This window comes from Candidatus Flexifilum breve, assembly GCF_016713355.1.
Window position 1 is genome coordinate 21,620 of record NZ_JADJPI010000020.1, and the last position, 10,833, is coordinate 32,452.

The 10,833-nt window shown below is 63.8% G+C and carries 11 protein-coding genes and 1 pseudogene; 5 read left to right on the forward strand and 7 right to left on the reverse strand.

Going from position 1 to position 10,833, the window contains the following annotated elements; genetic code table 11:
• Positions 1-13: 13 nt before the first annotated feature.
• From IPK17_RS18330 to IPK17_RS18345, 4 genes are read left to right on the forward strand one after another with little or no spacing between them, the layout of a single operon-like run.
• Positions 14-2,839, forward strand: a complete 2,826-nt coding sequence (locus IPK17_RS18330; protein ID WP_343419143.1) for a hypothetical protein — start codon at positions 14-16, stop codon at positions 2,837-2,839.
• Positions 2,840-2,880: 41 nt separating this feature from the next.
• Complete coding sequence (locus IPK17_RS18335) at positions 2,881-4,194, forward strand: efflux RND transporter periplasmic adaptor subunit (RefSeq protein ID WP_343419144.1); 1,314 nt, start codon at positions 2,881-2,883, stop codon at positions 4,192-4,194.
• Positions 4,191-5,087 (forward strand): ABC transporter ATP-binding protein, encoded by an 897-nt coding sequence (locus IPK17_RS18340; RefSeq protein WP_343419145.1) that lies wholly within the window; start codon positions 4,191-4,193, stop codon positions 5,085-5,087. The genes IPK17_RS18335 and IPK17_RS18340 overlap by 4 nt, the downstream gene beginning before the upstream one ends.
• Complete coding sequence (locus IPK17_RS18345) at positions 5,084-6,415, forward strand: ATP-binding cassette domain-containing protein (RefSeq protein WP_343419146.1); 1,332 nt, start codon at positions 5,084-5,086, stop codon at positions 6,413-6,415. The genes IPK17_RS18340 and IPK17_RS18345 overlap by 4 nt, the downstream gene beginning before the upstream one ends.
• Positions 6,416-6,672: 257 nt before the next feature.
• Here the strand turns inward: IPK17_RS18345 and IPK17_RS18350 are convergent, their stop codons facing one another.
• The 3 genes from IPK17_RS18350 to IPK17_RS18360 form a co-directional block, all read right to left on the reverse strand.
• The gene (locus IPK17_RS18350) at positions 6,673-7,497 is read right to left on the reverse strand and encodes a ComF family protein (protein ID WP_343419147.1); all 825 of its coding nucleotides are present in this window, start codon (positions 7,495-7,497) and stop codon (positions 6,673-6,675) included.
• 79 nt (positions 7,498-7,576) lie between these two features.
• Complete coding sequence (locus IPK17_RS18355; protein WP_343419148.1) at positions 7,577-7,978, reverse strand: helicase-related protein; 402 nt, start codon at positions 7,976-7,978, stop codon at positions 7,577-7,579.
• Positions 7,948-8,706 (reverse strand): DEAD/DEAH box helicase, encoded by a 759-nt coding sequence (locus tag IPK17_RS18360; protein WP_343419149.1) that lies wholly within the window; start codon positions 8,704-8,706, stop codon positions 7,948-7,950. Before IPK17_RS18360 ends, IPK17_RS18355 begins: the two co-directional genes overlap by 31 nt.
• Positions 8,707-8,885: 179 nt before the next feature.
• Here IPK17_RS18360 and IPK17_RS18365 point away from each other — a divergent pair, with 179 nt between their 5' ends.
• Positions 8,886-9,122 carry a hypothetical protein gene (locus IPK17_RS18365; protein WP_343419150.1) on the forward strand — a complete coding sequence of 79 codons (237 nt, stop codon included), beginning with the start codon at positions 8,886-8,888 and terminating at the stop codon, positions 9,120-9,122.
• Positions 9,123-9,215: 93 nt separating this feature from the next.
• On the opposite strand, the gene IPK17_RS18370 is transcribed toward IPK17_RS18365, so the two are convergent.
• The 4 genes and pseudogenes from IPK17_RS18370 to IPK17_RS18385 form a co-directional block, all read right to left on the reverse strand.
• Positions 9,216-9,368, reverse strand: coding sequence for a hypothetical protein (locus IPK17_RS18370; protein ID WP_343419151.1), 153 nt, complete (start codon positions 9,366-9,368; stop codon positions 9,216-9,218).
• Between the two features lie 519 nt (positions 9,369-9,887).
• Entirely contained in the window at positions 9,888-10,046 is a 159-nt protein-coding gene (locus IPK17_RS18375) for a hypothetical protein (protein WP_343419152.1), read from the reverse strand.
• A gap of 140 nt (positions 10,047-10,186) precedes the next feature.
• Positions 10,187-10,372 (reverse strand): hypothetical protein, encoded by a 186-nt coding sequence (locus IPK17_RS18380; protein ID WP_343419153.1) that lies wholly within the window; start codon positions 10,370-10,372, stop codon positions 10,187-10,189.
• Between the two features lie 163 nt (positions 10,373-10,535).
• Positions 10,536-10,833: pseudogene (locus tag IPK17_RS18385) on the reverse strand (hypothetical protein); the annotation flags it as partial.

Consider the following 10,833-nt stretch of genomic DNA (forward strand, 5'->3'; position numbering starts at 1 on the left):
GAGGAATTACCGCATGCGTTTAGCTCAATCCACGGAGACGCCGAGCCTGAGCGAGCCAGTGCCCAGGCTCAGTGCCCACCGCAGCCCAACGTACCCGTTCGACTTGCTGCGGCTGGCAGTCGAACGGCTGTGGCAGCACCGCGGGCTCGCCGGGTGGACGCTGGTCGGGCTGCTGGCGGCGGTGACGCTGGCCGTCAGCCTGATTCTCTATGTCGATGCGGTCAACACGGACTTGCTGGCGTCCCGGCTCGGGGAACCGCCGTTCAACTTCCGCTATCGCTACCTGGGCGTGTGGAATGGAAACATCAGTCAGAGCCAGTTTGAGGCGGCCAGCACCTACATGCAGCGCGACTTCACGGCGAACATCGCGCTGCCGACTGCCCAGCTCACCGAATATATCGGCGCGGGCGTGTGGACGGTGAACTCAGAAGGCTACAACCTCGGCGGCTTGACGTTGGGCTCGCTGCCAGGCGCGGAGCACCTGATCGAGATTGTGGATGGCGCGTGGGGTGGCATGCCGACAACGGAGGAAGCCATCCCCGTACTGCTCTCCGCCAGCGTATTTGCGACGATGGGCGTGCAGGTGGGCGACCTGCTCACCGTGTCGCGCCCCGGCGGTGGGACGATCCAACTGCGCGTCGCAGCGACGTGGCGTCCGGTCGACCCGAATGACCCGGCGTGGCTGCTGCCGCCGCGCTTCTTTGAAACGGCGCTGCTCGTCGCGCGGGACAATTTCTGGCGCGCGACGAGTGCGCTGCCCACGCCCGTTGAAGAGGCCGATTGGGGCGTGATCTTTGACGGCGGCGGCGTTAAAACGGGCGACGTGTCCGCGCTGCTCAACCGGATTGAGACGACCGAGCGCGACGCCAGCAACCACATTCCCGGCGTCCGGTCGGATGTGTCGCCGGTCGCGGGGCTGCGCGCCTTCAACGCCGAGGTTGAGCGACTGACCGCGCAACTGGCGATCACCAGTTTGCCCGTCGGTGGGCTGACGCTGTACTTCGTGATGCTGGTCGCCGGGCTGCTCGTCGGGCGGCAGGCCGATGAAGATGCGGTGCTGGCCGCCCGCGGGATGAGCCGGCGCGTGGTGCTGTTCATCCACGCCGTGGGCTGGCTGATATTGGCAGGCACGGCGCTCGGGCTCGGGCTGGTGATGAGCCCGGCGGTGGTGCAGGTCGTCGGGCAAACGTCGTCGTTTCTGCGTTTCGACAACGCGGGCGCGCGGCTCCCGGTGGCCTTTACCGCGCAGACTCTGCTCGTCGGCGCGGCGACCGCGCTCTGCGCGGCGGGCGACGGCTTGTGGTTCTCGTGGCGGTCGACCCGCTACGGCATCGTCCATTCGTCCCCGGAGCGCGCGGGACGCGCGTGGTGGCAGCGCACCTACCTCGACGTGCTGCTGTTCATCCCGGCGGTCTACATCCTCATCACGCTGACGCGCTCGGGCGGGCTGACCGCGGCGGTGGCCGATCCGTTCAGCGATCCGCTCACATTGGGCGCGCCGACGCTCTTTTCGCTGGCGCTCACGCTGCTGTTTCTGCGCGTCTATCCGTTTCTGCTTGGGCTTGGGGCGCGCCTGCTCACGTTGACCCGCAGCCTGAGCCTGCTCATGGCGCTGCGCGAACTGACCCGGTCGCTGGATCGCTATCGCGGCACGCTGCTGATGATGGGTTTCACGCTCAGCCTGACCGGCTTCACGGCCTCGCTGGCGAGCACCCTCGATGCCAGCCTGCGCGACTCCATCGATTACCAGATTGGGGCGGATGTGGTGCTCGTGCCGCCGACCGACGCCGAAACCGAAGCCGAACGCAACAGCTCCGGTCAGCAAACGGGTGTAGATGTGCAGGGCTTCAACGTGCTGCCCGCCGATGATCTCGCCACGATCCCCGGCGTTGCGGCGGTGTCGCGCGTCGGGCGCTATACCGCGCAGATCGCTTTGCCGAACGAGCGTCCGCAAGGGACAGTGTTGGGCATTGATCGGGCAGCAATGGCGGCGGTCACACGCTACCGGGCGGATTTCAGCGCGGTTCCGCTGGCTGACTTATTCAACCAACTGGCCGCGCAGCGCACCGGGATCATTCTCAGCGCCGCCTTCGCTCATGCCCACAATTTGGCAGTCGGCGGCGCGCTGACCGTGCAGATCAACGCGCTCAACACCTGGGCGGAGATCACCGTGCCTATTATTGGCCTCGTCGATTATTTCCCGACGCTCGACCCCACAGCGACCACCACGTTCTTCGGGCTGATGAGTTTAGATGTGGTGTTCGAGACGGTGGGCAGCGAACTCCCCTACGAGTACTGGCTGGCGGTCACGGCGGACGCCGACCGGGACGCTGTTCGCGAACAAGCCGCCGCGCTCGGCTATCCGATTCTCGACTGGCGCGACCCGGAACGCGAACTGCAAACCGCGCTGCTCGCGCCCCTGCGCCGGGGTGTGCTCGGCTTCCTCTCGGTGGGCTTCCTCGCGGCGGTCGGGCTCACCCTGATCGGCGCAGTCATTCAAAACGCGGCGACGTTTCGGGCGCAAGCCACCCAGTTGGGCATGCTGCGCGCGATGGGTTTCGGACGGGCTGCCGCCTCTACCTATATTTTTACGGTGCAGGGGCTGGCGGCCTTCGGCGCGGTCGGCGGGGGCACGCTGATCGGCGTGGCGACCACGCTGCTGTACCTGCCCATTCTCGATTTCAGCGGTGGGCTGCCGCCGTATTTCGTCCGCGTGGCCTGGGGTGAGATCACGCTGGTCTATGCGGTGTTCAGCGGTGGCCTGCTGCTCGTCATCCTCACCACCACACTGACGCTGAGCCGGGCGAGCCTGAGTGCCGTCATCAAACTGGGAGATTAAGCCGATGACCTGTACGCGCAGAACGTTCGTCATGCTGTTATTTGGCTCGCTGCTCGCCGCGTGTACCGGACAAACTACCCGGCGCGGACTCGGCGGCGCAGAACCTCCCGCCGACCTCGACGCCCATCCCGACACCGCCCGCGCTGGCCCCGACGAACTATGTCGTGCAGCGCGGCGACGTCACGAATCTGTACGAATTCAAGGGCCGCTGGCTCCCGCGCGATCAGAATGCGCTCGGCTTCGAGACCGGAGGAACAGTGCGGCGGGTGCTCGTAGGCCGCGGGGATACGGTGACCGCCGGACAGCTCCTCGCCGATCTGGACATCACCGATCTCGAAGAAGCGCTGGCCAGCGCGCAGCTACAGCTGGACGCGGCAGAAGCGGCGGCCGCCGATGAGTCCGGCAGTGTGAACAGCATCGTCGACGCGGAGCTGGTGTTAGCGAACGCGAACTTGTCACTGGAATCCACGCGCAACAACAGCCCGTGGCAGCAGAGTCAAAATGCGCGCCTCGGGTTGGAAACCGCCCAGCGCCAGCTTGAGCAAGCGCAGCGCGCCTATGACGACGTCATCAGCCGACCGGACAGCCCGGCGACCGCGGTTGATTCGGCCTATCAGGCGCTGATCTCCGCGCAGGAGGGCGTGCGCAGCGCGCAGATCAGTCTCGGCTCCGCCGGGCAGGCGTGGGCGAACTATCAGGTGCAGTTGGAACAGGCCGAAAATGCAGTACGCGATGCCGAGATCAAGCTGGAGCGGGCCCAGGCCGGCGCGAGTTCGTCGGAAGATGCGCAGGCGCTGCAAACCGCGCAGCTCCGCGTCGATCAGATTCAGGCGGATATCGCCCGGTCGTCCCTGTATGCACCGATCGATGGGGTGGTCTTGGAAATTGCCATTCAGCCGGGCGATCAGGCGACTGCCTACAAACTCGCGATCACCGTCGGTCGCCCGCAGCCGCTGGAAGCGATTGCGAATGTCACCTACACCGATGCGCAAAAGATGGGGGTCGGGCTGGTGGGGGTGTGCAGCGTGCTGAATCAGCCCGCAACCGCCGTGCAGTGCATCGTCAGGCGCGTCCCGCTCACACCCAACGACGCCGATCAAACGGTGCGTGTGGCGGCGACCCTGCCCGATGTCCCGTCCGGGCAGATTATCCAGATGGCCATGCCGCTGGAGACGCGGACGAATGTGCTGTGGCTGCCGCCGACCGCGATTCGCACCTTCCAGAATCGCATCTTCGTCGTGCTGCAAACGCCGGAAGGTCAGCGCCGCGCAGACATCCAGATCGGTTTGCAGACCGACGAGCGCGTCGAAATTCTCAGCGGTGTGAACGAGGGTGATGTGGTGGTGGGCACATGATCACCTGTCGGCGGGTCGTCAAAGTCTATCGCGTGGGCGGGCACGAGCTCATCGCCTTGCGCGGCATCGATTTCGAGATGCGGCGCGGGGAAATGGTCGCGATCGTCGGGCCGAGCGGCGCGGGCAAAAGCTCGCTGCTCAACCTGATCGGCGCGCTCGACACCCCAACGGCCGGCGCGGTCAGCGTCGATGGGCTGAATCTGCTGGGGCTCACCCGCCGCCAGTTGGCCGATTATCGTCTGCGCCGCGTCGGGTTCATCTGGCAGCAGGTGAACAAGAATCTGCTCAGTCAGCGCACGGCGCTGCACAACGTCACCCTGCCGCTGCTGCTGGCCGGGGTGTCGCCACGCGAACGCAATCAGCGCGCACGGACACTGCTCGAACAAGTTGGCCTGAGTGAGCACCTGCACAAACGCCCAGGCGAACTCTCCGGCGGGCAGGGGCAGCGGGTCGCGCTGGCCGTCGCGCTAGCGAATCACCCGCCACTGCTGCTCGCCGATGAGCCAACAGGCGCGCTCGACCGCAGCACGTCCGCGCAGATCATGGCGCTCATCGCGGAACTGCGCCGCCAGCATGGTCTGACCGTGCTCATGGTGACACACGATCCAGAAATCGCCAAGCATGCCGACCGCGTGCTGACGCTGCGCGATGGCGCACTCGGGCAGGATGTCACCGACGACGAAACGCCCGTGCTGGACGAAGGCGGGCGCGTTCGCCTGCCGGATACGGCGCGCGACTACCTGAGCAGCGCCGCCCGCATCGCGCTCGAAATCCGCCCGGATGGTGTGCTGCTGCGTCCCGAAGCGGCTCTCGGCGACGACGACGCACTCCCCCCCGACGCGCCACCGCCCAAGCGGCGCTTCTCCCTGCTGCGTCGGGGACGGTCAGCATGAGCGTGATCGTCAGCGGTGTGACCAGGCATTACGGGGCGACGCAGGTCCTGCGCGGCGTTGACCTCTCTGTCCAGCCGGGTGAACTGATCGCCTTGTTTGGCGCGTCGGGATCGGGCAAAACGACGCTGCTCAATTTGATCGGCGCGCTGGATATGCCGACGGCGGGCAGCATCACGATCAAGGGCGTGGACATTACCCGGTTGGGCGAACGCCGCCGCATCCAGTTCCGCCGCCAGCAGATCGGCTTCATCTTCCAGAACTATACGCTCATGCCGACCTACACCGCCGCCGAAAACATTGACCTGCTGCTGCGTTTGCGCGGCATCAGCTACGGGGAGCGGCGGCGACGCACCGCGCATGCGCTCGAAGCGGTGGGCTTGAGCGCGTGGGCGGATCATCTGCCCGCGGAACTTTCCGGCGGGCAACGACAGCGCATCGCCATCGCGCGGGCGCTGGCCGCTCAACCGCCGCTCATTCTCGCCGATGAACCGACCAGCGGACTCGATACACAGACCGCCCGACGGATTCTCGCCCTGTTCCGCGCGCTGGCAGCGGCTCAGGGCACGACTTTCCTGATTGTCTCGCATGATCCGGCGCTGGCGGCGCGCGTTGATGCCGTCTATATCCCGCCGAGCACGCCGCTGGCCTCGCTGACGCCGACGCGCACGCTGCTGCCGCCGCCAACCTTCGAACCGCCGACGCTGACGCCCTACCCGACGAACACACTGCGCCCCACAGAAACGCCGACGCTCAACCTCGACACCGCGCTGGAAGGTGTTCACGGGCTGGAAACCCCATCACCCACGGCGACGATTGTCTGCCGCCGGCGCGACGACTGGGGCGGACGCTATACCATTCAACCCGGCGACGTACTGGTGAATATCGCCGCGCGCTTCAACACGACCGTACAGGAGATTGCCGAAGCGAACTGCCTGCGCGATATCAATATCATCTCGGTGGGAGTCGAACTGCATGTTCCGGGGAGCGTGGGCGGGTCGGGCATCGAGTGCGTGCCGTGGGAAGTGCTGACGCCGATGAACGGCACGCTGAACGTGAGCGGCACGGGTTCAATCACCTTCAATTGGCGTGGGCCGCGCGCACCGCGCAACCTCATTCGCATCTACAAGCCGGATGGGGGCATGTTCGAGCGAGTCGTGGAACTCCGGCAAAACGAAACGATTGACCTCGGCGAGCTGCCCGCGGGCGGGACGTATCGCTGGTACGTGTACCCACTCGACCAAAACTTCCGCCAGATCGAGTGTTTGGAAGGCGGGCCATGGGCGTTCACCAAAGCCGCGCAGCCCACGCCCGAACCACTGCCCGGTTAGCCTGACGCTGTCGGACGCTGATCAAGCGCGGAAAACACCGTACGAATATCGCGTGCTGGGTCGGACTGAGTCGCAGCAGCGCCGCCGGTTCTAGGCGACCGCTGCGCGGCTGAAGTAAGCTACCAAATTGTTCTTGTGTAGGGGCAGACCGACGTGTCTGCCCGGTTGTGGGCGCACACGCAGGTGCGCCCCTACACCCGTTCGTGGATTTCTTTCGAGAACCTACTTGAGAAAACCGCCCCTGCTGTTTCAGGCGCTTAATCCGACGTATTCGTGACGGCGATGACAAACGGATACACTGCTCCAGCCCCGTGCCGCTGGAGCAGATCGCCGAGTACCGTCAGCGTCCAACGCGAGTCGGCCACATCATCCACAAGCAGCACGGTTTCCCCGTTCAAGCCGTTAGTCACCGTGAAGCGCTCCAGCACATTGAGCGCCTGCTGATAGCTATTCCGCATCTCGGTTTGGGGCGGATGCTGCACGGTGTGCTCCAGAACGTTCACCAGCGGCAAACCGACCTGCTGGGCAAGCCGCGCGGCTAAGTCGGCGACCAGCGTCGGGCGGCGCAGCGAGGGCACGGGCACGATCACGCGCGGCGGCGTGGGCAGCGAGCGCAGGTGCTCGGTCAGGGCTTTGGCGGAGGCCGCGACGAGTTCGTCGCTGTAGCGGACGCTGTGCGTCCGTTCCCGTCGGACCAGCGCGCCATAGCCCTCATCGTAATAGGTACACAAGGCCAGGCCCGTCTGATTCACGCGGATATCGGTCGTTTTGGCGAAGCCCGGCAGTCCGGCTGACCAGCGGCGGCGCGGTTCAAAGGTGAGCGGTTTGCCTTCCCGCAAAAACCGCTGAGCCCGCGCGACGGCGCTGGCGTCCGGCTGAAACTTACTCGCGGCCGCGGTACAGTTTTTGCAGCGACCACACCGCTGCGGCGGGTGCGGATCATCAAGGGCAGCGGCGATGAAGCGCATCAGGCAGCCCTGCTCCCGCGTATACTCTTGCATATGCCGGAGTTCGGCATAGCGCATCTGCGTGACGGTGTGCCACCGCGCATAGTCCGGTTCAGTATTGCTCCGCCGCAGCACATAAGCCGAGTCCTGCTTCTCGATAATCCTTCAACCTCCAAGTGGGTCAGGATTTTCTCCAGGACGGACAACCGGGCGTTCACATCGCGCTGGAGTTCCGCGCGCGACTTGGGCTGCGCGCAGCGGCAATCACGGCCCTGACCTGCTCGGGCAGCGGGAAAGCCGTGTCGATGAAATAACGCTGAATATCTTCATCGCCGGGGCCATGCATGAGCACGATGTACGCCTTATCGATCCCACGTCCCGCGCGCCCAATCTGCTGGTAGTAGCTGATGATGTTGCCGGGCAGTTGATAATGGATGACGAAATGCAGGTCGCTTTTGTCAAAGCCCATGCCGAGCGCGACACTCGACACCAACGCCTTGACCTGATTGTGCATCAACTGCCGTTCCAGCTCCGCGCGATCCTCCGAGCCCACCGCCTCAACATCGGCAAAATATGGCTTGGCATTCACGCCATCCGCCTGCAGCCAATCCGCCACCAGCCGACAGTCGCGGGTCGTGGTACAGTAGATGATGCCGCTGCCGGGAATACTGCGTAAGAGATGGACAGCAGGGTCAGCCGGGTCGCCGCATCCAGCGGATCGGGATAGACGTACAACGACAGACTTTCACGGGTGAGCGATCCCCGCTGAATATGCAAGCCCGCGCCGAGGATTTCCGCGACATCCTTGACCACTCGATCATTGGCGGTCGCGGTCGTGCCGATCACCGGGGTGCCCGCCGGGATCTCCGTCAACAGATGCATGATGCGGCGGTAATTCGGACGGAAATCGTGCCCCCAATCGGAAATGCAGTGCGCCTCATCAACCACCAGCAAACCAACCTGTTGGCGCAGCCTCGACCAGACTTGCGCCTGAAAGCGATCATTGGCGAGGCGTTCAGGTGAAATGAGCAGCAGATCGATCTCGCCGCGCAGCAACGCCTGTTCGATGACAGGGTGGTCATCCGCGTTATCGCTGTTGAGCGTGGCCGCGCGCAGCCCCAGTGCGCCGCCAGACTCGATCTGGTTGCGCATCAGGGAGAGCAGCGGACTGATGAGGATGGTCACGCCCGCCCCTTGTGCGCGCAGCAGGCGGGTCGCCATGAAATAGACAAGACTCTTGCCCCAACCCGTGCGCTGCACTACCAGCACCCGCTGCCGCTGCTGGGCCAACGCTTCAATCGCTTCCCACTGCCCATCACGAAAACCAGCCTGCGGGCCGAGCACTTGCCGCAGCCACAGTTCAGCTTGAGGACGTAGAGATTGGCCATGTCACCGCCTAACTCCTGGGATCACGACCGCCATCCTATACTCCAGTGAGGGGAAGGTTGTTGAAGGCACTCTGGGGCAGCCCACTCAAAGTTCCGACGGCGCTGCCCGCTGGCGAATCCGGCTAAGCGCTGAGCATGGTCGAGGTGACGATGAAGACGGCTGGCGATCACGGCGATGACCACAGCGGCCAGCGACACGACCCGCGCCGCCGAGCGGACGATGATCGGCTGTTCGGCGGGCTGGGCGAAGCGCGGCGTATTGGAGACCACCTCGCCGATCTAGACCCGACGATTGAGATCGACTTCATGCCGGAAACCGCTCATCGCCGCGCTGCCTCTATGCCCAGAATGCGTGCCCCGCATCGTCTTTGATGAGAATGTTCTGGAGGAAGTGCGCGGCTTTTTCGAAACCTTCCTTCTGCGACATCAGCCGTCTTCATGCTCAATGGACAGCGCCCCATCGTATCAGACAAGGCGCAGATTGCTCACCATATCGCGCCACGCACTTTCGCTGTGACCGCAACCGACAGTACGGAGCATCCAACTGCGGTTGATGAAGTCACTGTAGCTCTTGGTATCCAGAACCCCGTTCACGTTGGCATTGACCGGATCGATCACTCTGCCTTCGCGTGAAAGTGGAAGATCGCATCGCCGAGGCGGCGAATAGCGAACACCGGATCGACACCCTGCCAGAAAAATGACTGGGATCGAAATTGGCACCGATATTCTTACTCGACCGCGTCACGGAGTGCGAGGACGGCTCGGCGCTGGCGAACTTGCCTGCAGCCGGGATGCATTTCAATGGCGGTGCGCACGCCGCGCTGATCGGCGAAGGCATTGATCTCTTTCCAATACGGGATCGTGACCTTTTCCCACTGGTATTTGACGGTTCGCTTAATCCGTCGGCCAGGGGCAGGACCCAGTTGGAGTCATGTCTCCGGGAGCGCCACCCGGGCAGCCGGAAAAAGTGACCGTCTCCACGCCGAGGATTTTCCGCCATCAAGATCCCGTTCTTGACCGCCTCTCGGTGCGGTTGACCGATGGCGGGGATTCGGGTGCGGCGGGTTGGCATGAGCACTCAACGCGCTGATTGAAAGCCCGCGCGCGGCGATCGCAGCTTTCAACTCCCGACAACCGCTACTCATCGTGCAGCATTTGCGCGGGTTTGAGTGCTTGCATCGCCACATAGGCACCGACGGGAATCTCGATGGCATTGACGCCGATCGGGGCGACATAGTCCAGCACTGCTTCAAATTCCATACTGGCAAAGGCTGCGATAAACACGCCAAGTTTCATGATTTATCCTTCGAAGTCTTCCTAGAGTCAGCGTGTGACTGGCGCGCCGGTCTTGAACATTTCCACCACGTCAAAAACAAACTCGACCGTTTTGACGTTATCCTGGCACGGTGTCCCCGGCATCACCGTTCGTGACCATCTTAGAATTCGTGCAGCAGATAAACTTGCGCCTGAAGTTCCAGAGGCACGAGCAGCACTTCTAGGAACGCGTCGTGTGTGGTGAAATGAACACCGCCGTGATCCTCAAGTCCCGTCAAATGCTGCACGTACACTCTGTCATCCTGCACGGTCAGCAGCACCCCGTTAAGCGCACCTCGAAGCGCCAATCCACGATCCCACGAGTTTTCCTGACCCTGTGAAACACCACGACCCCGTGTAGTTGACAACCGCCCCACTGCTGAAATGGGCGGTCACAGCGGCAGATGCATCGCTCTTGTACCAGCTCCACGGGGATTCCAGCTTTGCCATACACGCTAACCGGATCGGCATTCAGGAAATAGCGCAGCATGTCAAGTGATGCAGCGCCATATCGACAATGAGCGGATAGTCCATTTCGTCACGGAAACCGCCAAAATGCGAGGCCTTTGAAGAAGCGCGCTCACCGCGCACCGATGTCGCCCAAGTCCCCGACTGCAACACCCGCTTGACGGTCTGCGCGAGCGGTGTGTAGCGGTAATTCTGCGTGACCATGCAGGACGCCCGTTTGATCGCTTTTTGGCGACGCGATGGCGCGCGCATCTGCCCGCGTTCCGGTAGGCGGCTTTTTCCGACAGCACGGGCAGCCCGG

Coding starts and splice junctions, on each gene's coding strand:
- IPK17_RS18345 (WP_343419146.1), top strand. CDS start 5,084: ATGAGCGTGATCGTCAGCGGTGTGACCAGGCATTACGGGGCGACGCAG.
- IPK17_RS18330 (WP_343419143.1), top strand. CDS start 14: ATGCGTTTAGCTCAATCCACGGAGACGCCGAGCCTGAGCGAGCCAGTG.
- IPK17_RS18375 (WP_343419152.1), bottom strand. CDS start 10,046: ATGAAACTTGGCGTGTTTATCGCAGCCTTTGCCAGTATGGAATTTGAA.
- IPK17_RS18340 (WP_343419145.1), top strand. CDS start 4,191: ATGATCACCTGTCGGCGGGTCGTCAAAGTCTATCGCGTGGGCGGGCAC.
- IPK17_RS18365 (WP_343419150.1), top strand. CDS start 8,886: ATGGTCGAGGTGACGATGAAGACGGCTGGCGATCACGGCGATGACCAC.